This is a genomic window from Microvirga subterranea (assembly GCF_003350535.1).
Taxonomy (GTDB): Bacteria; Pseudomonadota; Alphaproteobacteria; order Rhizobiales; family Beijerinckiaceae; genus Microvirga; species Microvirga subterranea.
Genome location: NZ_QQBB01000006.1, coordinates 230,185 through 251,534 on the forward strand (window position 1 = coordinate 230,185; position 21,350 = coordinate 251,534).

General features: G+C 66.1%; 23 protein-coding genes. 10 read left to right on the forward strand and 13 right to left on the reverse strand.

What is annotated here, in order from left to right; genetic code table 11:
• Nucleotides 1-55: 55 nt before the first annotated feature.
• Nucleotides 56-271, forward strand: coding sequence for a DUF2093 domain-containing protein (locus DES45_RS16550; protein WP_114771125.1), 216 nt, complete (start codon nucleotides 56-58; stop codon nucleotides 269-271).
• Here the strand turns inward: DES45_RS16550 and lpxK are convergent.
• Genes lpxK through DES45_RS16575 form a run of 5 tightly spaced genes read right to left on the reverse strand, consistent with a single transcriptional unit; the run spans nucleotide 263 to nucleotide 4,424 of the window.
• On the reverse strand, nucleotides 263-1,282 hold the full coding sequence (lpxK, locus tag DES45_RS16555) for a tetraacyldisaccharide 4'-kinase (protein WP_114771126.1): 1,020 nt from the start codon (nucleotides 1,280-1,282) through the stop codon (nucleotides 263-265). The two genes, DES45_RS16550 and lpxK, sit on opposite strands and share 9 nt — an antisense overlap.
• On the reverse strand, nucleotides 1,282-2,571 hold the full coding sequence (locus DES45_RS16560; protein ID WP_114771127.1) for a 3-deoxy-D-manno-octulosonic acid transferase: 1,290 nt from the start codon (nucleotides 2,569-2,571) through the stop codon (nucleotides 1,282-1,284). The genes lpxK and DES45_RS16560 overlap by 1 nt, the downstream gene beginning before the upstream one ends.
• The gene (locus DES45_RS16565; protein WP_114771128.1) at nucleotides 2,568-3,323 is read right to left on the reverse strand and encodes a lysophospholipid acyltransferase family protein; all 756 of its coding nucleotides are present in this window, start codon (nucleotides 3,321-3,323) and stop codon (nucleotides 2,568-2,570) included. The genes DES45_RS16560 and DES45_RS16565 overlap by 4 nt, the downstream gene beginning before the upstream one ends.
• A 12-nt stretch (nucleotides 3,324-3,335) precedes the next feature.
• Nucleotides 3,336-3,569 carry a DUF4170 domain-containing protein gene (locus DES45_RS16570; protein ID WP_114771129.1) on the reverse strand — a complete coding sequence of 78 codons (234 nt, stop codon included), beginning with the start codon at nucleotides 3,567-3,569 and terminating at the stop codon, nucleotides 3,336-3,338.
• Nucleotides 3,570-3,626: 57 nt separating this feature from the next.
• Nucleotides 3,627-4,424, reverse strand: coding sequence for a 3'(2'),5'-bisphosphate nucleotidase CysQ (locus DES45_RS16575; RefSeq protein ID WP_114771311.1), 798 nt, complete (start codon nucleotides 4,422-4,424; stop codon nucleotides 3,627-3,629).
• A 240-nt stretch (nucleotides 4,425-4,664) separates the two neighbouring features.
• On the opposite strand from DES45_RS16575, the gene DES45_RS16580 reads away from it, so the two are divergent.
• Complete coding sequence (locus DES45_RS16580) at nucleotides 4,665-5,123, forward strand: DUF6101 family protein (protein ID WP_245571776.1); 459 nt, start codon at nucleotides 4,665-4,667, stop codon at nucleotides 5,121-5,123.
• Nucleotides 5,124-5,126: 3 nt separating this feature from the next.
• Here DES45_RS16580 and ubiA read toward each other — a convergent pair whose 3' ends face one another.
• Both ubiA and DES45_RS16590 read right to left on the reverse strand, forming a co-directional pair.
• Nucleotides 5,127-6,065: a 4-hydroxybenzoate octaprenyltransferase gene (gene ubiA, locus DES45_RS16585; protein ID WP_114771131.1), complete on the reverse strand. Its 939-nt coding sequence runs from the start codon at nucleotides 6,063-6,065 to the stop codon at nucleotides 5,127-5,129.
• Between the two features lie 15 nt (nucleotides 6,066-6,080).
• Complete coding sequence (locus tag DES45_RS16590) at nucleotides 6,081-6,551, reverse strand: hypothetical protein (RefSeq protein ID WP_114771132.1); 471 nt, start codon at nucleotides 6,549-6,551, stop codon at nucleotides 6,081-6,083.
• Between the two features lie 281 nt (nucleotides 6,552-6,832).
• On the opposite strand from DES45_RS16590, the gene DES45_RS16595 reads away from it, so the two are divergent.
• The 3 genes from DES45_RS16595 to DES45_RS16605 all read left to right on the forward strand — a co-directional run bounded on the left by DES45_RS16595 (nucleotide 6,833) and on the right by DES45_RS16605 (nucleotide 10,404).
• Complete coding sequence (locus DES45_RS16595) at nucleotides 6,833-7,579, forward strand: 16S rRNA (uracil(1498)-N(3))-methyltransferase (protein WP_114771133.1); 747 nt, start codon at nucleotides 6,833-6,835, stop codon at nucleotides 7,577-7,579.
• A gap of 172 nt (nucleotides 7,580-7,751) precedes the next feature.
• Nucleotides 7,752-8,891, forward strand: coding sequence for a carboxylate-amine ligase (locus tag DES45_RS16600; RefSeq protein ID WP_114771134.1), 1,140 nt, complete (start codon nucleotides 7,752-7,754; stop codon nucleotides 8,889-8,891).
• 142 nt (nucleotides 8,892-9,033) lie between these two features.
• Nucleotides 9,034-10,404, forward strand: a complete 1,371-nt coding sequence (locus tag DES45_RS16605; RefSeq protein WP_114771135.1) for a glutamate--cysteine ligase — start codon at nucleotides 9,034-9,036, stop codon at nucleotides 10,402-10,404.
• Between the two features lie 18 nt (nucleotides 10,405-10,422).
• Here DES45_RS16605 and DES45_RS16610 read toward each other — a convergent pair whose 3' ends face one another.
• The 4 genes from DES45_RS16610 to DES45_RS16625 all read right to left on the reverse strand — a co-directional run bounded on the left by DES45_RS16610 (nucleotide 10,423) and on the right by DES45_RS16625 (nucleotide 15,423).
• On the reverse strand, nucleotides 10,423-11,916 hold the full coding sequence (locus DES45_RS16610; RefSeq protein ID WP_114771136.1) for a sensor domain-containing diguanylate cyclase: 1,494 nt from the start codon (nucleotides 11,914-11,916) through the stop codon (nucleotides 10,423-10,425).
• Nucleotides 11,917-11,937: 21 nt separating this feature from the next.
• Nucleotides 11,938-12,255, reverse strand: coding sequence for a quaternary ammonium compound efflux SMR transporter SugE (gene sugE / locus DES45_RS16615; protein ID WP_114771137.1), 318 nt, complete (start codon nucleotides 12,253-12,255; stop codon nucleotides 11,938-11,940).
• 181 nt (nucleotides 12,256-12,436) lie between these two features.
• Nucleotides 12,437-12,766, reverse strand: a complete 330-nt coding sequence (locus tag DES45_RS16620; RefSeq protein ID WP_114771138.1) for a hypothetical protein — start codon at nucleotides 12,764-12,766, stop codon at nucleotides 12,437-12,439.
• A 206-nt stretch (nucleotides 12,767-12,972) separates the two neighbouring features.
• Nucleotides 12,973-15,423 carry a glycoside hydrolase family 113 gene (locus DES45_RS16625; RefSeq protein WP_114771139.1) on the reverse strand — a complete coding sequence of 817 codons (2,451 nt, stop codon included), beginning with the start codon at nucleotides 15,421-15,423 and terminating at the stop codon, nucleotides 12,973-12,975.
• 268 nt (nucleotides 15,424-15,691) lie between these two features.
• Between DES45_RS16625 and DES45_RS16630 the strand changes: the two genes are divergently transcribed.
• Both DES45_RS16630 and DES45_RS16635 read left to right on the forward strand, forming a co-directional pair.
• A complete protein-coding gene (locus DES45_RS16630) occupies nucleotides 15,692-16,522 on the forward strand; it encodes a class I SAM-dependent methyltransferase (RefSeq protein ID WP_114771140.1) in 831 nt (276 codons plus the stop codon).
• Nucleotides 16,523-16,606: 84 nt separating this feature from the next.
• Complete coding sequence (locus DES45_RS16635) at nucleotides 16,607-16,852, forward strand: hypothetical protein (protein ID WP_114771141.1); 246 nt, start codon at nucleotides 16,607-16,609, stop codon at nucleotides 16,850-16,852.
• A 9-nt stretch (nucleotides 16,853-16,861) separates the two neighbouring features.
• Here the strand turns inward: DES45_RS16635 and DES45_RS16640 are convergent, their stop codons facing one another.
• Nucleotides 16,862-17,299 (reverse strand): YqaA family protein, encoded by a 438-nt coding sequence (locus tag DES45_RS16640; RefSeq protein WP_114771142.1) that lies wholly within the window; start codon nucleotides 17,297-17,299, stop codon nucleotides 16,862-16,864.
• Between the two features lie 173 nt (nucleotides 17,300-17,472).
• Between DES45_RS16640 and DES45_RS16645 the strand changes: the two genes are divergently transcribed.
• Both DES45_RS16645 and DES45_RS16650 read left to right on the forward strand, forming a co-directional pair.
• A complete protein-coding gene (locus DES45_RS16645) occupies nucleotides 17,473-18,534 on the forward strand; it encodes an alpha/beta fold hydrolase (RefSeq protein ID WP_114771143.1) in 1,062 nt (353 codons plus the stop codon).
• Between the two features lie 202 nt (nucleotides 18,535-18,736).
• A complete protein-coding gene (locus tag DES45_RS16650; protein WP_114771144.1) occupies nucleotides 18,737-19,915 on the forward strand; it encodes a BaiN/RdsA family NAD(P)/FAD-dependent oxidoreductase in 1,179 nt (392 codons plus the stop codon).
• A 26-nt stretch (nucleotides 19,916-19,941) separates the two neighbouring features.
• Here DES45_RS16650 and DES45_RS16655 read toward each other — a convergent pair whose 3' ends face one another.
• Nucleotides 19,942-20,190: a DUF6894 family protein gene (locus DES45_RS16655; RefSeq protein ID WP_114771145.1), complete on the reverse strand. Its 249-nt coding sequence runs from the start codon at nucleotides 20,188-20,190 to the stop codon at nucleotides 19,942-19,944.
• A 404-nt stretch (nucleotides 20,191-20,594) separates the two neighbouring features.
• On the opposite strand from DES45_RS16655, the gene DES45_RS25800 reads away from it, so the two are divergent.
• Entirely contained in the window at nucleotides 20,595-21,239 is a 645-nt protein-coding gene (locus DES45_RS25800; RefSeq protein WP_245571752.1) for a helix-turn-helix transcriptional regulator, read from the forward strand.
• Nucleotides 21,240-21,350: the final 111 nt, after the last annotated feature.

Here is a 21,350-nt window from a genome sequence, read left to right on the forward strand (position 1 = left end):
CGGTCCCATGCCCCTATGTGAAGGGCAAGCCCTCTAGACATCGGCGATTCAGCGCATGAACAAGCATGAGCGCACCGGCGGCGAGGCCGTGGTGCAATATCTCGACAGCAACCTCAGGGTCGTGAAGCCCGGAGCCTTCGTGCGCTGCGGCGTCACGGGGCAGCCGATCCCCCTCGACGAGCTCAAGTACTGGAGCGTGGAGCTTCAGGAGGCCTATGCGTCGCCCGAGGCGGTGATGATGCGCATCACCGGCAAGGCCCCGTCACGGTGACATGGCGCCGATGCGCCGCTCCTCCACATGGCGGAGGAGGAAATTGCGGAAGGCGCTCTCGTCCTCAAGGGTGAGCCGCACCGGCAGGGCCATCAGATCCGTCCAACGCTCCGCCAGGTGAGATCCGGCCATGCGGGCAAGGTCCTTCTCGGTCGTCACCGCCTGAAGTCCCGCGTCCCGCGCCTCTCGTCTCAAGCGCTCGAGATCCACCATCCTGAAGGAATGATGATCCGCGAAGGCATGCATGCGCTCGACCGCGGCGCCGCATTCCCGCAGGGTGTCGAAGAATTTTCCCGGCCGGCCGATCCCGGCGAAGGCCAGGACCCGCTTTCCGCGCAGCGACCCGGCCACGGCCGGATCGGGAGCAAGGCGCCCGAAGAAGGCCCTTTTCCCGTACCGCTCCGCCTCACGGGCGACGGCTTCTCCGGCCGTGCCGCTTCCGATCACCAGCACCGCATGAACGGCTCTCCACTGCGCCGCCAGCGGCGCCCGCAGAGGGCCGGAGGGCAGGGGCAGGCCGTTGCCGATGCCGGTCGCACCGTCGACCACCGCGATGGCGCAGTCCTTGCGGAGCGATGGGTTCTGCAGGCCGTCGTCCATGACGACGACGGTCGCGCCGATCTCCACGGCAAGCCGCGTTCCGGCCGGACGGTCGCGGGATACGATGGTGCGCGCGCGGCGGGCGAGCAGCAGCGGTTCGTCGCCCACGTCCGTAGCGGTATGATGGCGTGCGACCTCGATCGGACCTGCGAGCTTGCCGCCATAACCCCTGGACAGGAAGGCCGGGCTCTCGCCGGCGGCTCCGAGCAGGTCCGCGACCGCGAGGGCGGTCGGCGTCTTGCCGGCACCGCCGGCCGTGAAATTGCCGATGCAGATCACCGGCAGCTCGGCCTGTATCCCAGGACGTCTCATACGCCGCCCGGCGATGCCGCCGTAGATCAGGCTTGCGGGACGAAGAAGGTGCGCGAGGGAAGAGGGCGTTGCCTGCCACCAGAAGGCGGGCGCACGCATCAGCGGCGCGCCCCGAGCTTTGCCTGGACGATGAAGGGCTCGATCGACTGCATGGTCCGGTCGACCGCGCCCCCGAGCACATGTACGGCGTCGGCCGCCGCGCGAGCCATGTCCCGGGTCAAAGCGGGGTTCGAGAGGAGCCGGCTGACCGCCCGCGCGAGCGCAGCGCTGTCCTTCACCATCAGGGCCCCGCGCGCCTCGTCGATCGCCGCGTAGATCTCTGCCGCGCTGTGCACGTGCGGGCCGTGCAGGATCGCCGCGCCGAGCTTTGCGGGTTCGATGGGGTTGTGGCCGCCGATGGGCACGAGCGTACCGCCCATGAGCACGATGTTGGCGAGGCGGTAGAACAGGCCCATCTCGCCCACCGTGTCGGCGACATAGACGTCTGTTGCCCGGTCGGGATGCATGCCCTGCGAACGCCGCCCGGCGCGCAGGCCCGCCCGCTCGGCCATCGCGGCGACCTCCGGGCCCCGGTGCGGATGGCGGGGCGCGATGATCGTCAGGAGATGCGGATGGTGCTGGGCCAGCGCCCGGTGCACCGCGACGACGGATTCCTCCTCGCCCGGATGGGTGCTTGCGGCGAGCCAGAGGGGGCGTCCGGCCACGAGGCCCGACAAATGGGCGACCACCCGGGGATCGGCCGGTGGCGGAGCGGAGTCGAACTTGAGGTTGCCCGAGACGAGCACCCGCGGCGCGCCGAGGCGCGCCAGGCGCTCCGCGTCCTCCTGCGTCTGGGCGAGGCAGAGGGCGAAGCGCTCCAGCAGGGACCCGATGATGCGCGGCAGCTTCTGCCAGCGCTGGAACGAGCGGTCGGACATGCGCCCGTTCACGAGCACGAGCGGGATGTGACGCTGGTCCAGGGCCATGACCGTGTTGGGCCAGATCTCTGATTCCGCCACGAGGGCGAGGTCCGGCTGCCAGTGGTCGAGGAAGCGCCGGATGTAGCGCGGCACGTCGACTGGGACGAACTGGTGGACAGCGCCCGGGGGAAGCCGGCGGGCGATCAGGGACGCCGAAGTCTTCGTGCCGGAGGTGACCAGCACCGCCACCCCGCGCTGGGTGAGGCGCTCCACCACGGGCAGGAGCGACAGGGTCTCGCCGATGCTGGCGCCATGGACCCAGACCAGATGCCCCTTGGGACGGGCGCGGCTGGGATAGCCCTGGCGCTCGCCCAGGCGGGTGCGGTCCTCGCGCCCTTTTCGCTGGCGCCAGTAGAGCAGCCCGACCACGGCCGGCTCGAGGATTGCAGTGGCGGTGCGGTAGGTCCTGACCAGGAAGGGAAGGCTCATGCGCGCGAGCCTCCCGCGAGCGCCGTCCCATGCCTCTCGGCACGAACCTTGGCGCCGGGATCCTTTTGGCCGATCAGCCCGTAGGCGCGCTCGTGCACGGCATCGAGCTCCCTCTCGACGGACTGGCGCAGGGCCTCGAGTGTCTGAGGATCAGCATCGCGCGGCACGTGGATGGGGTCGCCCAGCACCATGGCGCCCCGGCCGAAGGGCAGGCCGATGCTGGCCTTGTCCCAGCTGTCGAAATCCATGCGCCGGCTCGTCACCACCGCGACGGGCACGATGGGGCGCCCCGACATCTGGGCCAGGGTCACGATGCCCTCGCCGCAGACCCGGGCGATCTTCGGAATGTCGGCGGTCATGACCACCATCTCGCCGTCGCCCAAGGCCCGCAGCATTGCCCGCATGGCCGCCACGCCGCCCTTCTTGCGGATGTCGCGTCCCCGCGCGCCGGAGCCGCGGATCGCCCTCACGCCCAAGTGGCGCAGCGCGATGGCGTTGAACTCGCCGTCGCCGGAACGCGACACGAGGCTCGCGGCCCGGTCCTCGGGCCGCTTGGCGAAGTGAATCATGAAATGCTGCCCGTGCCACATGGCGGCGATCACGGGCATCATGGGGCCGATCCGGTCATAGGCATCCGCCGGTTCCATGACGAACCGGTTCGTGCGCCGCACGAGCTTGAGATAGCCCGCGACGAGCCCGCCCAGGGCTTCCTGGACGGGGCGCGCACGGATGATGCGTTTGACGAAGCTCATCGCCTGCGACGATCAGCTCTGCTGCGGATCCAGCAGGCGGTGCAGGTGCACAATGAAGTAGCGCATGTGCGCATTGTCCACGCTCGCCTGCGCCTTGGCCTTCCAGGCCGCATGGGCGGTTGCGTAATTCGGGTAGATCCCGACGATGTCCAGCTTCGAAAGATCCCGGAAATCCACGGAATCGAGATTGGTGAGCTCGCCTCCGAAAACCAGGTGAAGGAGTTGCTTGCCGGGCTGGTCGGTCATGGTGAAAGGATTCTCCTAGGGAAAACGCAATAGAGTTGCCGAACGAGGCTGTTCCGTTCAGGTCCTCATGGCTCCAATAGCACGGGGATGCAACCGTGACGCAACGGCAACCATCTCGCCATGGCGCGGTTGCGGCTTGTTGTAGGCAGGAGCGGTCCCGGCGAAGTCGGTCAGCAGGGCGCCGGCCTCGTGCAGGATCAGGTCGGCCGCGGCGATATCCCAGTCGTGGGCGTTGGACGAGACGAGGCCCACATCGATGGAGCCTTCCGCCACCCGGGCGAGGCGCAGCGCCAGGGACGGCACCTTCGGCAGATGCTGAATCGGGCCGATATGGCGGGCGAACCGGTCCACCAGCGGCTTCGGGCCGGCGACCCGCGGATCCTTCGGGACGGCTCCCGACAGTTGCAGCCGTTCGCCGTTGCGCCACGCGCCGCTGCCGATCCGCGCCTCGTAGAGATGATCGTGAATCGGCGCATAGATGACGCCGAGCACGGGCCGCCCGTCCTCGACGAGAGCGATGGAGACGGACCAATCCGGATGTCCGGTCGAGAAGGCGCGGGTGCCGTCGATCGGGTCGACGATCCAGACGAGCCGCTTGTCGAGACGCGTCGGATTGTCCGCCGTCTCCTCCGACAGCCATGCGGCCTCGGGCAGAAGCCCTGCGAGATGGTTCTTCAGGAAGGTGTCGACGGCGATGTCCGCCTCCGTCACGGGCGAGGAGTGCTCCTTGTACCAGAGGCGCGCCGCCGTCTTCGTGCCGGAGCGGTAGAAGGGCAGGGCGATCGCGCCCGCCTGACGCGCCGCATCGCGCACGGCCTGACCGAGGGAGGGGGAAAAATCGGAAGGAGCAAGCATCAGGAGGAGATGGGGAGCAGCGGCGGAAGATGCCACCCGGGCCGATACCATACCGGAGTTGCCTGAGCGAGATGGAAGGTTTTGTTGATCATCAGAGGCGAAACCATCCCGGCAACGCTCCCTTAACCTAAGCTCTTAAGCCGATCGGCACGGGAAGCGGTCCAGGTTGCTCCCGCCGCGAGCGGTCCGCAGAGGCAGCCGGCCGGCGCGAAACCAACGACTTCAGGGATGGGACAGGTGATGCACAGGAGCGGGCTCAATCCTTTAACCGGTGGCGCAGGCCATGCGGTCCAGGTTCACGCTTATCCCGAAGCCATCATCGGTCGGTTCGGAACCTCTGCCACGGCGCTGGCCCTCCAGGCCGACCCGAACGGACGAGACTTCCGCCTCGTACTCCTCGCCGGCACCCGGCCGCTCATGACCCTTGGCCCTTACGCGGAGGAGGACGTGGTGGCTGAGTGGCGCGCGCTTGGCGCCGCAGCCGGTCTTCCCCTGACCGTGAGGTTCTCCAACGGGTCGGTCATGGCCTTGTACCGGCAGGTCGGGCGGCTCCAAGTCGGGCCGTTGTGGCCGCGCAGCCGCCACAAGCTGCTCACCTCACGCCGCCCCCGCTTCCTGACGCGGCGAAAGACGGGGTGCATGCCTGCCCGGCCGCACGTGTTCCGGGAGCAGGAGATTATCGCGCGTCTGGACGTCTGAGCCTCAAAGAGCCCGGAGGGCGCTTTCCAGCGTCATCGCCGCAAACAGGATCAGGCCCGCATCGCGGTTGGAGCGGAACAGGCGCAGCGCGCCGGCCCCGTCCGAGCGGTCGATCCGGACCACCTGCCAGCCGAGGTGGAGGGCAAAGGCCGCAAGGCCCGCGAAGGCGATCGGGCCCGCATCGGCCAGGATGAACGCCACCACCATGAATATGACTGTCAGGGCGTAGCAGGCGGCGACGCCGAGCCGGACCTTCTCGCCGAAGAAGCGGGCGGAAGACTTGATGCCCACAACCTCGTCGTCCTCGATGTCCTGGAGGGCATAGATGGTGTCGTAGCCCACGACCCAAGCGATGCTGCCGAGATAAAGCGCGACGGCTGGGGCGCTCAAGGACCCGAAGGCCGTGGCCCAACCCATCAGGGCGCCCCAGGCGAAGGCCAGCCCCAGCACGATCTGCGGCATCCAGAAGAAGCGTTTCATGAAGGGATAGAGCGCCACGATCCCGAGCGACGCAAAGCCTGTGGCGATGGCGAAGCCGTTGAACTGGAGCAGGACGGCGAGGCCCACGAGGCATTGGAGGATCAGGAACGCGACGGCGCCCTTGAGGCTCACCTGACCCGACGGCAGGGGACGTCCGCGAGTCCGCTCCACCTTGGTGTCGAGGTCCCGGTCGACGATGTCGTTATAGGTGCAGCCGGCGCCGCGCATGGCGACGGCGCCGATGAGGAACAGGATACAATGGAACGGATCCGCCCAGGGACGGCCCGCCGCGAGGGCCGCAAGAGCGGCGGACCACCAGCAGGGGAGGAGCAGGAGCCACCAGCCGATCGGCCGCTCGATGCGGGCAAGGCGCAGATAGGGCCTTAGCCTGGCCGGAGCCAGGCGATCGGCCCAATGGCCCCGGACGGCATCGGGAAGGGACGGCGCGGCGGGGCGCTCCATCGGAGGGCCGTCGCCTTAGAGCGCACCCTTCGGCATGGTGTAGGAGCCGGTGAGACCGCCGCCGCCGAGCAGGCCCTGGCGGCCCTGCTGCTGAGCCTGCTGGGCCTTCTTCTGCATTTCGGCAATCTTCGCGGCCGCCGTGCAGGCCTGGCCCTTCATGTTCTGGGCGCGCTTGTGATCTTCCGTAAAGCTCTGGGCGAACTGGTCGGGAACCTGGCACCAGTCCTTGTTGGCGTTGAGCCACTTCACGCCGGTCTCGCCGTTCGCGACGAGCTTGGTGAAGATGCCGCAGGCGGCGCGCGGATCGATCTGCTTCTTCTTGTTGCCCTCGCCGCCGAGCTTGTTGATCTGCTGAATCAGGCCCTGGCGTTCGCTGAGGAATTTCTGCGCGTCCTGGCAGGAACTCGACTGAGCCAGGGCCGGAGCGGCCGCAAAAATGCCAGCGGCGGCAATCGCAGCCGTAAGGTGCGAACGGAGATGCGTCATTGGCAAAGTCCTTCAAACAAGCGCGCGACGTCTCGCGAGCCGGTGCTCTGTTAGCAGGTTAAGACCCTTCAGGCCAAGCGGCGAATGGCCCCGCGCAGGTAATAAGGTGTCCTGGCGCACCTAAATTCCGTGTGAGCGAGCGCCGCTCGCCTCTCCCATGAGAGGGGGCAAATTGCTAAGAGAGGGTTTCCCTCTGCCCGGGGCGGCACCTGTCCAGGCGGTCCGACGGGCTGCGGAAGCGCCGCTTCGCCTCATTCTCGATCGTCAATTGCGGGATGATCATGGCTGCTTACGACTTCAATGCTCCCCGCCTGTTCGTGGATGCCCCGCTCCGGACAGGGGCGCGCATCTCCCTGGATCGCGGCCAGGCCAATTACCTGCTGAACGTCCTGCGCCTCAAGGCCGGCGAACCGGTCCTGGTCTTTAACGGTCGCGACGGCGAGTGGCGGGCCGAGGTTTCGGTCGAGGGGCGCAAGTCGGCCGACCTGGTCTGCGTCGAGCAGACCCGCACGCAGATCCCCCAGCCGGATCTCGTCTATGCCTTCGCACCCCTCAAGCACGCGCGCCTCGACTATATGGTGCAGAAGGCGGTCGAGATGGGGGCGGGGGTCCTCCAGCCGGTCATCACCCGCCGGACCCAGAGCACCCGGGTCAATCTTGAGCGCATGCGGAGTAACGCCATCGAGGCGGCGGAGCAGTGCGGCATCCTGTCGATCCCTGAGATCCGGGACGAGATGAATTTCGACAAATTCATCAATGGGTTGGAGAAAGATCGACTGGTCGTTTTCTGCGACGAGGACGCCCCCGTCTCCAACCCGGTCGAGGCATTGTCAAGCTTCGGGAACAAGAAGGCCGGTCTTGTCGTTGTCGTGGGCCCCGAGGGGGGCTTTACCGACCCGGAGAGAGCGCTTGCTGTCGCCCACGAAAGTTGTGTTCGCGTATCGTTGGGACCGCGAATCTTGCGCGCCGACACAGCCGCCGTTGCGGCGCTGGCGGTCGTTCAGTCCGTGCTTGGCGATTGGAGCTGATCCGACCATCCGACGATGGCCGGCCGCGATCCTCCTCTAGCTTCAGAAGCTTAGCAGTTTATGCCAGACAGGCCCCAATCTCGCCCCATTCAAGGGCAGGTTGGAGCCCGCGCTCGCAAGAAGATCTCCCCAGATCGTCGGCAACAGGAATAATAAGTTTGAGGAAGACAAAATGAGCGGGGATTACAAGTTCGGTATCGAAGAGGAATACTTCGTCAACGACGCCGCCAAGCGGGATGTCGCTCGAGGAAAAGTGAAGGAATTCTTCGACAAGTGCCGTCATGAGCTCTCGGAAGACATTCAGCCCGAGATGCTCGAGCCCCAGATCGAGATCGCCACGAAGCCGTCCCTCGACTTCGCCGATGCGCGGACGCAGCTCGTCGACCTCCGGTCATCGGTGGGCGCGATCGCCCGCGACCACAACCTGACCGTGATGGCGTCCGGGACCCATCCGCTGGCCATGTGGGCGCGGGTGCGCCCGAATGCCCAGCCGCGCTACGGCAAGGTGATGCACGATCTGCAGATGGTCGGCAGCCGCGTGGTGGTCTGCGGCATGCATGTTCATGTGGAGGTGCCGGATCTGGCCGCCCGCGTGGACATCATGAACCGGATCCAGCCCTATCTGCCGCTGCTCCTGGCGCTCTCGACCTCGTCGCCGTTCTGGCAGTCGCAGCGCACGGGCCTGCTCGGCTATCGCCTCGCCGCTTATCGCGAGCTGCCGCGCACGGGCCTGCCCGACCTGTTCCAGGATGCGGCGGACTATCAGCGCTACATCGACACTCTCGTGGCGGCCCGTGCCATCGAGAATTCGAGCTACGTATGGTGGGTGATCCGTCCGTCGCTGAAGCATCCGACCCTGGAGCTCAGGGTGGCCGACAGCTGCACGCGCGTGGACGACACCCTCGCGATCGCGGCCCTCTATCGCTGCCTCGTGCGCCACCTCCACCGCGACCCGACGCTCAATGCCGGCCAGACCGGCGCCTCCCGGGCGATCAACGACGAGAACGGCTGGCGGGCGCAGCGCTACGGCATCCACGGAAGCTTCGTCGACGAGGCGTCGCGCAGCGCCAAGCCCGTCCGGCAGATCCTGGACGAGACCCTCGACCTCGTGGCCGACGACGCGAAGGCGCTCGGATGCGAGCGGGAGCTCGACCTCGCCCGCTGGATCGTCGCCCGCGGCACCAGCGCCGACCAGCAGCTCACCCTTTACACGGAGGCCCTGGGTCGCGGCCTGTCGAACCGGGATGCCCTGGCCGGCGTGGTGGATTGGCTGTCCGCCGAGACGGTCGGCGAGACGATGGTGCGGCACTAGCCGTTGCTGCTCCGTGCGAGGGCTGCATGGGTCCTCGCATCAATCTGCCTGCGGCGCATTGCAGCTCGGCCTTAACCCGCCTATCTACACTCGACTTGATTCAGCGCGGCACCCGGCCGCGCTTTTCTGCATGAGGTGATGCATGGCGCGCGACGTATCCGATGCGACTCCCATCGGCGCGCGGTCCGAGCTCGTCGAGTGGATCGCATCCGGCGAGAAGCCGCGCGAGAGCTGGCGGCTCGGGACGGAGCACGAGAAGGTTCCCTTCTACAAGGCCGACGCCACGCCCGTCCCTTACGAGGGCGAGCGGGGCATCCGTGCCCTGCTCGAAGGCATGCAGGGCCTCACCGGCTGGCAGCCGATCATCGAGAACGGCCACCCGATCGGCCTCGCCGACGAGGAGGGCGGCGGCGCCATCTCGCTCGAGCCGGGCGGGCAGTTCGAGCTGTCCGGCGCGCCCCTGAAGACTCTGCACGAGACGGCGGCCGAGACCGCGCTGCACCTGGAGCAGGTCAAGGCCATCGGCGAGCGTCTCGGGGTCGGCTTCCTGACGCTGGGCATGAGCCCGCTCTGGACGCGGGCGCAGACGCCGGTCATGCCGAAGGCGCGCTACCGCATCATGACGGACTACATGCCGAAGGTCGGCACGCTCGGCCTCGACATGATGTACCGCACCGCCACCGTGCAGGTGAATATGGACTACGCGTCCGAGGCCGACATGGTGAAGAAGCTGCGGGTGTCGCTCGCCCTGCAGCCCGTCGCCACCGCGATCTTCGCCAACTCGCCCTTCACCGACGGCAGGCCGAACGGGTTCCTGTCCATGCGTTCCCAGATCTGGCGCGACACGGACCGCGACCGCACGGGCATGATGGCCTTCGCGTTCGAGGACGGGTTCGGCTACGAGCGCTATGTCGACTGGGCGCTCGACGTGCCCATGTATTTCGTCAAGCGCGACTCGACCTATCATGACGTTGCCGGGGCCTCGTTCCGCGACCTCTTCGCCGGCAAGCTCGCGCAGCTCCCGGGCGAGCGGGCCACCCAGTCCGACTGGGCGAACCACGTCTCGACCCTTTTCCCGGAGGTGCGCCTCAAGCGCTATCTCGAGATGCGCGGCGCCGATGTGGGCGGACCCGAGCACATCACCGCCCTGTCGGCCTTCTGGACCGGCCTCCTCTACGACGAGGCGGCGCTCGACGGAGCCTGGGAACTCGTGAAGGCCTGGAGCGCCGAGGAGCGGGAGCGCCTTCGTGTGGACGTGCCGAAGCAAGCCTTGCGGGCAACCATCGGCGGTCGCTCGGTGCAGGATGTCGCCCGCGACGCGCTGGCCCTGTCGCGGCAGGGGCTCGCCCGGCGCGGCTGCCGCGACGCCCAGGGGCGCGATGAGACGCATCACCTCGACCATGCCGGCGAGATCGTGGAGACGGGCCGCACGATCGCCGAGCGCCTGCTCGAGCGCTATCATGGCGCCTGGGGCGGCTCGGTCCTTCCGGCCTTCCGCGAATGCGTGTTCTGAGACCCTGCGGGCAGCGGCTCAGGCCGCGCTCGCGATGGACACCCGGTTGCGGCCGTCGAGCTTCGCCTGGTAGAGTGCCTGGTCGGCGAGGCTCACCAGCATCTTCGGATCGGCATCCAGAAGCTCGAAGGCGGGCTTGAGCGTCGCCATGCCGATGCTGATCGTCAGGACGCATGCGGGGTGATTCCCGTTGTGCGGGATGGCGAGCGCTTCGACGGCGGAGCGCACGTCCTCGGCGACCATGCAGGCGCCCGTGGCGTCGGTCGCCGGCAGAAGCACGGCAATCTCCTCGCCCCCGTACCGCGCCACGAGATCGCCGGGGCGCTTGATTGTATCGCGGAGGATCCGGGCGACCGTCTGCAGGCACTGGTCGCCTGCCTGATGCCCGTAATGGTCGTTGAAGCGCTTGAAGCGGTCGAGGTCCATGAGCAGCAGGGACAGGGGCGTGTTGTGACGGGCGGCACGGTTCCATTCCGCCTCGAGGGCCTTGTCGAAGGTGCGCCGGTTCGCAAGGCCGGTCAGGCCGTCGGTCGCCGCCAGGACGGAGAGCTCGGCCTCCGCCCGCTCGCGTCGCCTGAGCTGTCCCGACAGGCTCCAGCCGAGGCAGGCGATGACGGCGACCAGGAGCAGGATGCCGACCGAGCGGAAGACGAACTCCTGGTTCCAGTCCGCCAGCGCCTGGTCTTCGCTGACCGAGGCGAGCACGCCGATCGGAAAGATGTGGTTGCGCTGGTAGCCGCCGATGCGTTTGACGCCGTCGATGGGCGAAACATATTCGAAAGAACCCGACGAGACGCCGATCTTGAACCAGGGTTCATAGGAGACGTTTCGACCCACCGCCGCCTCGCGATAGGGATAACGCGAGAGGAGCGTGCCGTCCGCGTGGAACAGCGTGATGGTGCCCTCGCTCCCCACGTCGAACCGCCCGAAGAAGCTCGCGAAGTAGACATGCGGGATGCTGGCGACGACGACGCCTCCGAAGCTGCCGTCGGGCCTGTTGAAGCGGCGGGAGAGCGTCAGCACCCAGTCGCTGCCGAGCGGATCGCGGATGAGCGGGCCGAAGAACCATCCGCTGGAACCGGATGTGCTGTGATGCCGGAAGAACGCCAGGTCACGGCCGTTGACCTTGAAGCGGTGCCCCGGCAGCGAACTGCCGAGGAGGGTGCCGTCGGTGCCGTAGATCGTCAGGGACTTGAAGCGCCGCAGGGTCTGGATCCGCTCGGAGAGGAACGGGTCCATTTCGGTGATCACCTCCGGCGAGCTGCCATCGTACTCGATGCGGTCGACGATATCGACGAGGATCGCGTCCGCCAGCTCGAAGGTGTCCTCCGCGTGCTGAACCAGGGACTTGGCGAGGTTCGCAACCTCGGATTCGATCCGCACGAATTCCTCGTGGCGCTCCGCCCAGTCCCGCCAGCCTTCGATCGCCACGATGGTGAGGCACACGGCCAGGACGAAGGCCTTGAGCCATGCGGCTGAGGAGAGGGATCTAAAGTATCCTGTGATCCGCATGGCCGTGCGATGCGCTCCGAGCTAGCCGGACGCGAGCTTCAGGCCGAGAATGCCGGCCACGATCAGCCCGATGCAGGCAAGGCGCATTGCGGTCGCGGGTTCGCCCAGGAGGTAGATGCCGAGGATCGCCGTTCCGACGGTGCCGATGCCGGTCCAAACGGCGTAGCCGGTTCCGACCGGAAGGGTCTTGAGGGCGAGGCCGAGCAGGATGACGCTCACGAGCATGCTGGCTGCGGTCAGCACCGTTGGGACAGGGCGCGTGAAGCCATCCGTGTATTTCAAGCCGATTGCCCAGCCGATCTCGAAGAGGCCAGCGAGAAACAGGTAAGTCCATGCCATGACAGGGCTCCGTCACAGGCAGGGCCGTCCCCACCGATCGCCGGGAAGCACGAGGTCGTCCCCGTACCTCTTTAGATATAGGGGAAAGATCTTAACGGCTCAATCTGTCGCCAGGCTTGAGCAAGTGCAAAGATGACTTTGCCAAATCCCAAAATCGTGAGCACCAACGGGTTAGTGGGACTTACTGCTGCTCGGCCTGCGTCTGGGACGGGATACTTTGTTCCTCGGCCGTCGGGCTTCCCTGCCCGAGGCGGGCGAGAGGATTGAAAGGGGCATAGATCTGATGCTTCCACGCGTCGCCGCAATTGATGCAGATGGAGCGCATCATGTGGTTGCTCTGCTCGAGGCGCCGCAGAAGCCGCTCCTGGCGCTCCTTGGCGTCGTTGGGCTCCATCTCGTAACCGGACGGGCGCACGACGAGGCGCATGGGGTCCGACCCTGGAGCATCCTGGGCGAAGGCGGCCCCCGTGAGGGACGCGATGACCGCGGCGGCAAGGGCCGTTCTCTTCATTCGCTCATCCTGTAAGATTCTTGCAATTGCCACAGGACTCCAGACGGAGGTGCTTCGTCAACCCCCGAAGGCGCGGTATGGGGACGCCCCTAGGAGCGATGCGAACTCCGCTTTTGGAGCAGACCACCATGCAGGCACGATCAAGCCCGTCCCAGGAGAGCTGGAACGGGCCAGTGACTCGACAAGGACCTTCTACTCGGTCCCGATCAGATGACGTGCAGGTCGAAATGGGTCAGCGCGAGCCCCTTCGACAATTGCGCGAACTGGACCGCCTTGGCGGCGCCGGTGCCGTCGGAGTCGTAGAGCAGCGCACCGGTCGCCTTGTTGTAGATGATCTTGTCGTTCGCATCGTGCGCCTTAAACCCGACCCAGAACGCGTCCTTGGACAGGATGCCCTTCTTGAGCTTCGTGAAGGCGCTCTTGGCGAGATAGAGCGTGTCGTCGCGGACGTTGTAGTCCAGGATCTTGTCGACGCTCGCCTTGCTCGGGCGCTTGTCGAACACGAAGGAGTCGGCGCCGAAGCCGCCTTTCAGGACGTCCCTGCCGGTTGCGGTGTAGAGCGTGTCGTCGCCGACGCCGCCTTCGAGCGTGCCGCCCGACTCGCTGCTTACCAGAACCACGCCCTTGGTCTTGGTTCCACCCTTCTCGTTCTTCACGTCGACGACCTTGATCGTGAAGGTCTTGTCGTATGAGAGCCCTCCCTGATCCGTCACGCTGAGGGTGACCTGGTGCGAGGTCTTGGTCTCGTAGTCAATGATCGCGCCGGCGCGCACCTGGAGCTGGTTGCCCACCACTTGGAACTTGGCGTCCGGATCGCTTTTGATCGAGTAGGCGAGCGTGTCGCCCGCATTGGGGTCGGTGGCGCTCAGAAGGCCGATATACTGCCCGCCGGCGGCGTTCTCCTTGATCGACGTGCCGGACAGGGAGAGGTTCGTCGGAGCCACGTTCGTGGAGCCTTCAGACACATCGTTGACCGCGATGGTGAAGACCTTGTCGTAGGACAGCCCGCCCTGGTCCGTCACCCGGACCGTCACCTGGTGCGCGGTCTTGGTCTCGTAGTCGAGAACCGCGCCGTTCCGGACCTGGAGCTGGTTGTTCACGATCTGGAACTTGGCGTCCTGATCGGCAACGATCGCATAGGTGAAGCTGTCGCCCGTGTTGGGATCGCTTGCGCCCAGCATTCCGATGACGGTGCCGCCGGCGCTGTTCTCGTTGATGGACGCATTGGAGAGCGTGACATCCGTCGGGGCCGCATTGGTCGGTGGTGGGGGAGGAGGTGTTGCGCCGAGGGCGACGGTCTGGTCGATGAACCGGGCGAACTGAACGTTCCGCAGCACGTCCACGCCGTCGCCTCCCTCGCGCGCATCCGTAATCGTGAAGCTGCCGTCGCTGTTCGCCACGATCGCGTAGTTGGCGCTCGAGCCGGAGAAAGCGGCCGTGTTGTCGCCCGCACCACCGTCGACCGTGTCGTTGCCGGTGCCGCCGGTGAGGAGGTCGGCCCCGTCGCCGCCCGTCAGGGAATCCTGGCCCGCGCCGCCCCAAAGGGTGTCGTTGCCGGCGCCGCCATTGAGGGTGTCGTTGTGATAGCCGCCGTCGAGCTTGTCGGCCGCGGTCGTGCCGGTTCGGTTCAGACCCGCTACATGGGCAGGGCTGCTGTAGTTGTAGGCCACCACCGCATTGGCCGGCTTGTTCTGCGTGGTAAAGTCCGTCGGCTGAACGCCGTTGGCTTCCGGATTCTCGAAGGGATGGTAGCTCCACAGGAAGGCGCCATCGAGCCATTGGCCGCCGTGGGTGGTCATCACCTTGAACAATGCCGTGTAGGCGTCCTGCTGCTCCTGGTAATCGACGGTGCCGCCGTCGGCCCAGAGGCCCGGGTTCATGGCGTTGCCGTCGCGGCTGCGATAGCCAACTTCGGTGAAGATGATCTTCTTGCCGTATTGCTCGGACAGGGACTTGTAGTAGTCGATCGCGGACTTGCCGCCATAAACCTGGTTGACCCAGCTGTTCGTCGAGGGCTGGATCCATCCGTTGACCAGCTGATCAACCGTCGGATTTGTGTTGTTGACCACGAGCGGAATGTAGGCGTCAACGCCGATGTAATCGACTTGGTCCCAGAAGCTCACCTGGGCCACCTCGTCATAGGTCGACGCATAGGTGACGAGGCCGCTATAGACGCTTTTGACGGCGGCGATCAGATCGATCCATTTGGCGCGATACTGCGAGCCGCTCATGCTCTTCAGCTCCGTGCCGATGCAGAGCATAGGCGCGCCGGTCTCCTGGGCGAGTTGCGCGTACTGCACCATCATCGCCTTGTAGTTCCGGAACCACTCGTCCGGGTTCGTCGGGGCGATTTCGGCGCGCCAGGTGTAGTCGAGGGACTCCACATGGGGCTTGAGCATCACGTTCATGCCGCGCGACGTGACATCAAGCATCGCCGCCTTGGTCTGGGCGATGGTCTCGCTGCGATACTGCTTCAGCTCCATCGTGTTGCTGTATTTGTTGTCCATGTAGAAGGACGGGATGATCGCGACCGAGCTCGCGCCGGTCGTCCTGATCTGGTCGAACGCCACGTCGGCCGTCCCCGTGCCCCAGTTGCCGCCCCAATACGAGGGCAGGCTGATGCCCTCCCATGTGAAGATCTTCTCGCCTGTCGGCATGGTGCTCTCCCCCTTATGTCAAGCCCTGCGAAGGCCGGTGGAGCGACCTCGCAGAACCGAAAACAGAGGAAATGTTATAAAATAATATTTCGGGTTTAAACTCTTAATTCGGCATAAGAATGTCAAAAATGTCGCGGCCATTTGGCCTAGGCCGTTCGGCCGGCTCCCCTGAAGGATGACCGCGAAAGAGTGCCTTCTCGGCAATGGGCCCGATGCTACGCTCAATTCGCATAAACTTGAGCTTCGAGGGGAGGCTCGGGAGGCGTGAATGGTGCAGCGCGGCGATGATGTCCGAGATCACTATGCAAGTCCGGACATTATTGACCGGGTCCTGGCAGCAGTTGCGGAGGCGGGTCACCGCACGGATCAGCTGGCTGCCGAAATGCTCTATCCTTTTGACCAGCTCCATGGCCGGGAAATCGTTGCCACCAGGGAGCATGTGGCGCGACTGAGGCTGACGCCGGGCATGCATGTGCTCGATGTGGGAAGCGGCATCGGCGGCCCTGCGCGCTACATCGCTCAGACATACGACGTGATGGTGACGGGCATCGACGTCACGCCCGAATTCGTGGCCACGGCGAACGAGCTCACGCGGCGCTGCGGGCTTGACACGAAGGTGTCGTTCCTCGAGGCGGATGCGCTCGCGCTGCCTTTCGCCGATAACTCTTTCGACGCCGCCCTCTGCCTCTATGTGGGCATGAACGTGGTCGACAAGGCCCATCTCTGCCGGGAGATCCGCCGCGTGCTGAAGCCCGGCGGACACCTCGTTTGGAGCGAGGCCGCCCTCGGGCCCGTCGGCCCGGTCCGCTTTCCCGTTCCCTGGGCGCGGTTCCCCTCGGCCAGCTTCCTGGTTCCCCCACAGGTCCTGCAGCAGACCTTCACCAAGGCCGGCTTCCACATCATCGAGTTCGTCGACGAGACGGAGCGCTTCATCGCGCCCGCGTCGCAATCCGGCGAAATGCCGCCTGCGCCGGGGGCGCAGCAGGTCGCCAATCAGGTCGTCCTCGGCAGCGACTTCATCGAGCGGCGGCAGAACTTCGTCCGCAACCTGATGGAAGGCCGCCTCGTCAGCATCCTCATCGAGGCCGTGAAGGCCTGACGGCGTCCATGGACCTGCCGGACGGAACGGTCGCGCGTCCATTTCCGTTAGCGTGGCAGGTCGAGACCTGAACGCGAGGGCATCATGCTGACCAAGGAGGATCTGAACTCTCCAGCTCATCTCAAGTATGAGGAGGTGGGCGTGACCATCGACCGGGAGCACCGCGACTGGGGCGGCGCGCGCGAATTTCCCTCCCTGCGTGAGGCCGTTCACGCCGCGATGACCGAAGAGGCTCCTGCGGGAAGGCATGCGGTAGTCCGCGCGGCCTCCGGCCATGTGCTCGAACCCGACCATCTCGAGGAGATCTGGGCGAGCGTTCAGGGGCCCTGAAGCCCTGTCTCACATCCAGCCGAAGCCGAGCGCCCCGACCATGAGATAGCGGACCGTCTTCGCAACAGTTACGAGAAGGATGAAGACGGGCAGCGGCTCGCGCAGCACCCCCGCCACGATCGTCAGCGGGTCCCCGATCACCGGCATCCAGGAGAGCAGCAGCGTCCAGCGCCCGTAGCGGTGATACCATCCCTCTGCCTTGGCCATCTGCTCCCGCTTCACCGGAAACCAGCGCCGCCCCTCGAAGCGAGCCAGGAAGCGGCCGAGAAACCAGTTCACGATCGACCCGAGCACGTTTCCGGTGCTCGCGACCGCGATCAGGAGCCAGACCGGGTATCGATCCGACACGAGCATGCCGAACAGCACCGCTTCCGATTGGAGCGGAAACAGCGTGGCGGACAGGAAGGCCGCGGCGAAGAGGCCGCCGTATTCGGCGATATGGGGCATCTGGGGCGTGCGTCCGGAGGGCTGGGTGGGTGAGCCACTAGCACGGAACGGCATGGCCGTTACAGGAGCCTTTGCCGCATGGGGCGCGGGCAACCGCCGTGAAGCCTTGCGCGTTGTCATGCCTTGATGGGCGAAGGAGATGTCGGGTGCAGGACATGAACAGGGTGAGGGATATGGCTGCACGCGACGTGCGGATCGGTCCTGCAAGACGTGCGTCGCGGAGCCATCCCTCGGACGCCGGCTCCTGGCTTGTTCCTGCGCTGATCGGAGGTGTCGCGGCCGTCCTGGGGGCGACGGCGCTCCACGTCCACCGCCGTGCCCGGGAGGCGGAGGAGCACGAGCCGCCGTTCGGCCGCTTCCTCACGGTCGAAGGTGTCAGGCTCCACTACATCGAACGCGGGCGGGGCGAGCCGCTTGCGTTGATTCACGGCAACGGCTCGCTCGTCCAGGATTTCCTGATCAGCGGCATCGTCGACGAGCTGGCGAAGCGCTACCGGGTCATCGTCATCGAGCGTCCGGGCTTCGGCTACAGCGCACGCCCCCGCCGGTTCTGGACCCCGCAGGCGCAGGCCCGGCTGCTCCATGCTGCGTACGAGCGGCTGGGCGTACGGAAGGCCCATGTGCTCGGCCATTCCTGGGGAGCGCTCGTGGCTGCGGCGCTGGCGATCGAGTTCCCTGATTTCGTCGAGAGCCTCGTGCTCGAATCCGGCTACTTCTACCCGACGGCGCGCGCCGATGTGGTGCTCGTCTCGCAGCCTGCGATCCCGGGCGTCGGCGACGTCATGCGCTACACCGTCGCGCCGGTGGCTTCGCGCATCCTGCTTCCGAAGATCTTCCGGAAGATCTTCGCCCCGGCGCCGGTACCGGAGCAGTTTCACCGCCGCTTTCCCAGGGAACTCGTCCTGCGCCCCTCCCATCTGCGCGCAGCGTCGGAGGACGTAGCCCTCATGATCCCGGCCGCCATGTCGCTCCAGCATCGCTACCCCGGGATCAAGGCTCCCCTCTTCATCATCACGGGCGGGGACGACCAGATCGTCGATGCCGGTCGCCATTCCATGCGCCTGCACCGCGCCGTGCCGGGCAGCGAGATCCTCGTCGTGCCCGGACTTGGTCACATGCTCCATCACCTGGCGCCGGATCTCGTGGTCGAGGCGGTCGATCGGGCCGCTCACCGCGCCGCACGGGCGCGTGCCGCGGCGTCCACGGACGGGACGGTGGAGGCGCGCTGGCCCTGAGGGCTGTGCGGTCGCGTCTCAGAACGCCACGGTGCTCAAGATGATGGCCCGGACGTCCGCCGAAGGTTGCCTTGGCAACGATTCCCGCCGATCCGCGGGCCGAGCGACGCGAGCTTGCCAGGGACTCCCGCCCCGTACTACTGGAACCTCGTCCCGGTCATGAGCCCGGGGCTTACAGCAAGAGGGTCGAGGAAGGCGTCGCGTGGATCTGTTCGATGTGGTGGTGATCGGGGCCGGCGCGGCCGGCATGATGTGCGCCATCGAAGCCGGGAAGCGCGGGCGCTCGGTGCTTGTGGTGGACCATGCCGCGAAGCCCGGCGAGAAGATCCGCATCTCCGGCGGCGGGCGGTGCAACTTCACCAACCTGAACGCATCGCCGCAGAATTTCATCTCCGGAAATCCGAGCTTCTGCATCTCCGCCCTGCGCCGCTACACCCAGCGGGACTTCATCGCGCTCGTGGAGCGCTACGGCATCGCCTATCACGAAAAGACCGTCGGGCAGCTCTTCTGTGACGGCCCCTCGACGCAGATCGTCAATCTGCTCCTGGCAGAGATGAGGCTCCATGGGGTGGTTCTGCGCCTCTCGACGAGCGTGGAGAGTGTCGAGAGGATCGGCGACGGATTCCAGATCACCCTGTCGACCGGTACAGTGACATGCCGGTCCCTTGTGGTGGCCTCTGGTGGAAAGTCGATTCCGAAGATGGGCGCAACCGGGTTCGGCTACGATCTCGCGGACCGGTTCGGCCTGAAGGTGACCGAGACGCGGCCGGCGCTGGTGCCGCTCACGCTCGAGCCCGGCATGCTCGAGCGCATGACGCCACTGGCCGGCGTTTCGGTCGATGCGGTGGTGGCATCGGGCAAGACCCGGTTTTCCGAAGCGATGCTGTTCACCCACCGCGGCCTGAGCGGCCCCGCCATCCTTCAGATCTCCTCCTACTGGCGCGAGGGCGGCGAGATCACGGTCTCGATGGTGCCGCAGGTCAACGTGTTCGAGGAACTGCGTGCGGCCCGCAGCCGCAACGGGCGCCAGGCGCTCCAGACGGCACTCGCGGCCTTGCTGCCCAAGCGCCTGGCGCAACTGATCGCCGAGAGCGAGCCGGGGCCGGCCAATTTGGCGGATTGTTCGGACAAATATCTTCGGAGGGTCGAAGCGGCCGTCAACCAATGGCGTTTCAAGCCGGCCGGTTCGGAGGGGTATCGCACGGCGGAGGTGACGTTGGGCGGCGTCGACACCCATGAACTTGACTCGAGGACCATGGAGGCGAAGCGTGTGCCCGGCCTCTACTTCGTCGGCGAGGTGGTGGACGTGACCGGCTGGCTCGGCGGATACAATTTCCAGTGGGCCTGGTCTTCCGGCTGGTGTGCCGGGCAGGTGGCCTGAGGGCGGTTCCGCCTTCCGGACGATGCTCAGCCATCTTCGGTCGCGTGGGATTTCAGCACGAGAGAAAACGGCAGCGTCGCGACCCTGCGGCGGTGCTCGTCCTCGATCTCGATCGCCCAGCGCGCCCAGTTGCGGAAGCGGCCCTCCCGAGTGGTGAGGTCGAGCACTGCGACGACCGCATGCTCCAGAGCCTCCCCGGGATTGGTGCAGTTCTCGCCGCGCGTGTCGAGCACGTGCAGATGGCCGTTCCGCAGGTTGAAGTAATAGAGGGGCACGGTGCGGCTGCTACAGCATATCGGCGCCTGCCGGTCGGTGATGAACGATCGGGAGACTGTGGGCGTAAAGCGCAAGGAAAAGCCCGTTCGACCGGGCATGATGGGTCATGGCGCAGCGGTCCCGCAGGGCGGTCGAGCGCGCCTGGTCCCTGCGCGAGACCCGAACGTCGGACGCAGCTTTGCCTTGTTCGGCAACGGACGCCGCTGCTTGGTCGCTTGCCGTCATGAAACGCCTCAGGAAGTGCAACTCTGGAGCATCGAGCGGGCGCTCCGATTCGGAACCACCGCTCCTGAGCTTCGGCCGAGTTACATCGAAGTTTCATCTCCCAGTTGGGATAAAAACGCGCAGGGATTGCGTTGAGTTAAGGTGAACTGGCGCCTTTCGCCGGATTCTGGTGTCCGTGATGGCGTGCTTCGATATCCCTTCGAGCCGGATAACGACGCTGGAATGCTTCGGGCGGATCTTCGACGCTCTCGGCTTCGCAACGGTGATCATCGGCGGCGAGGGGCAAGTCATGCATGTCAGCCACCTCGCCGAGCAGCACCTTGGAGCAGGCCTCGTCATCAAGTCGGGCACGCTGGCGGCGACCGATGCCGGCTCCGACAAGGATCTCCAGGCGATCCTGGGGGAGCACATCAGCGGGGCAAAGAGGGAGCGGGACGCCTTGGGCCTGCGTCGGATCGAGCGAAGGCCTCTGATCCTGCGGATCGTGGAGCTCACGCCGGACATGCGGCCGATCTTCGACGAGGCGAAATTCGTGGCCGCTCTCGTCGACCCGGACGTCTGCCCTGAACCTTCGCCGGCCCTGCTGCAGCAGATCTTCGGCCTGACGAAGAGAGAGGCCCACGTGGCCCTCAAGCTCATGTGCGGAGATACGCTCCAGGAAATGGCGGAGCAGACAGGCGTCAGCGTCGGAACGGTGCGGACCCAGGCCAAAGCGGTCTTTGCCAAGACCGGCACGAACCGGCAGGCCGAGCTGGTCGGAATCCTGACGAGGCTCGCCGTCATCTCGCACGAGCCGCGTCCGGCGGAGCCCACGAAATCCTAGAACGCATTCGAGCGGAAGTCGCAAAACGTTCCACCTGAGCCGATCATCCGAGGGAGTACGTCCGGAAATCGCCCGACGGAGTACCTCGTGGATCTTATTTGCCCGTTACCC

What these genes read in the sequence shown, in the direction of transcription:
- DES45_RS16635 (WP_114771141.1), top strand. Translation starts at nt 16,607, where the DNA reads ATGCTGACCAAGGAGGATCTGAACTCTCCAGCTCATCTCAAGTATGAG.
- DES45_RS25800 (WP_245571752.1), top strand. Translation starts at nt 20,595, where the DNA reads ATGGCGTGCTTCGATATCCCTTCGAGCCGGATAACGACGCTGGAATGC.
- DES45_RS16645 (WP_114771143.1), top strand. Translation starts at nt 17,473, where the DNA reads ATGGCTGCACGCGACGTGCGGATCGGTCCTGCAAGACGTGCGTCGCGG.
- sugE (WP_114771137.1), bottom strand. Translation starts at nt 12,255, where the DNA reads ATGGCATGGACTTACCTGTTTCTCGCTGGCCTCTTCGAGATCGGCTGG.
- DES45_RS16580 (WP_245571776.1), top strand. Translation starts at nt 4,665, where the DNA reads ATGCACAGGAGCGGGCTCAATCCTTTAACCGGTGGCGCAGGCCATGCG.
- DES45_RS16560 (WP_114771127.1), bottom strand. Translation starts at nt 2,571, where the DNA reads ATGAGCCTTCCCTTCCTGGTCAGGACCTACCGCACCGCCACTGCAATC.
- DES45_RS16630 (WP_114771140.1), top strand. Translation starts at nt 15,692, where the DNA reads ATGGTGCAGCGCGGCGATGATGTCCGAGATCACTATGCAAGTCCGGAC.
- DES45_RS16565 (WP_114771128.1), bottom strand. Translation starts at nt 3,323, where the DNA reads ATGAGCTTCGTCAAACGCATCATCCGTGCGCGCCCCGTCCAGGAAGCC.
- DES45_RS16590 (WP_114771132.1), bottom strand. Translation starts at nt 6,551, where the DNA reads ATGACGCATCTCCGTTCGCACCTTACGGCTGCGATTGCCGCCGCTGGC.
- DES45_RS16610 (WP_114771136.1), bottom strand. Translation starts at nt 11,916, where the DNA reads ATGCGGATCACAGGATACTTTAGATCCCTCTCCTCAGCCGCATGGCTC.
- lpxK (WP_114771126.1), bottom strand. Translation starts at nt 1,282, where the DNA reads ATGCGTGCGCCCGCCTTCTGGTGGCAGGCAACGCCCTCTTCCCTCGCG.
- ubiA (WP_114771131.1), bottom strand. Translation starts at nt 6,065, where the DNA reads ATGGAGCGCCCCGCCGCGCCGTCCCTTCCCGATGCCGTCCGGGGCCAT.
- DES45_RS16620 (WP_114771138.1), bottom strand. Translation starts at nt 12,766, where the DNA reads ATGAAGAGAACGGCCCTTGCCGCCGCGGTCATCGCGTCCCTCACGGGG.
- DES45_RS16575 (WP_114771311.1), bottom strand. Translation starts at nt 4,424, where the DNA reads ATGCTTGCTCCTTCCGATTTTTCCCCCTCCCTCGGTCAGGCCGTGCGC.
- DES45_RS16605 (WP_114771135.1), top strand. Translation starts at nt 9,034, where the DNA reads ATGGCGCGCGACGTATCCGATGCGACTCCCATCGGCGCGCGGTCCGAG.
- DES45_RS16640 (WP_114771142.1), bottom strand. Translation starts at nt 17,299, where the DNA reads ATGCCCCATATCGCCGAATACGGCGGCCTCTTCGCCGCGGCCTTCCTG.
- DES45_RS16595 (WP_114771133.1), top strand. Translation starts at nt 6,833, where the DNA reads ATGGCTGCTTACGACTTCAATGCTCCCCGCCTGTTCGTGGATGCCCCG.
- DES45_RS16625 (WP_114771139.1), bottom strand. Translation starts at nt 15,423, where the DNA reads ATGCCGACAGGCGAGAAGATCTTCACATGGGAGGGCATCAGCCTGCCC.
- DES45_RS16550 (WP_114771125.1), top strand. Translation starts at nt 56, where the DNA reads ATGAACAAGCATGAGCGCACCGGCGGCGAGGCCGTGGTGCAATATCTC.
- DES45_RS16570 (WP_114771129.1), bottom strand. Translation starts at nt 3,569, where the DNA reads ATGACCGACCAGCCCGGCAAGCAACTCCTTCACCTGGTTTTCGGAGGC.
- DES45_RS16600 (WP_114771134.1), top strand. Translation starts at nt 7,752, where the DNA reads ATGAGCGGGGATTACAAGTTCGGTATCGAAGAGGAATACTTCGTCAAC.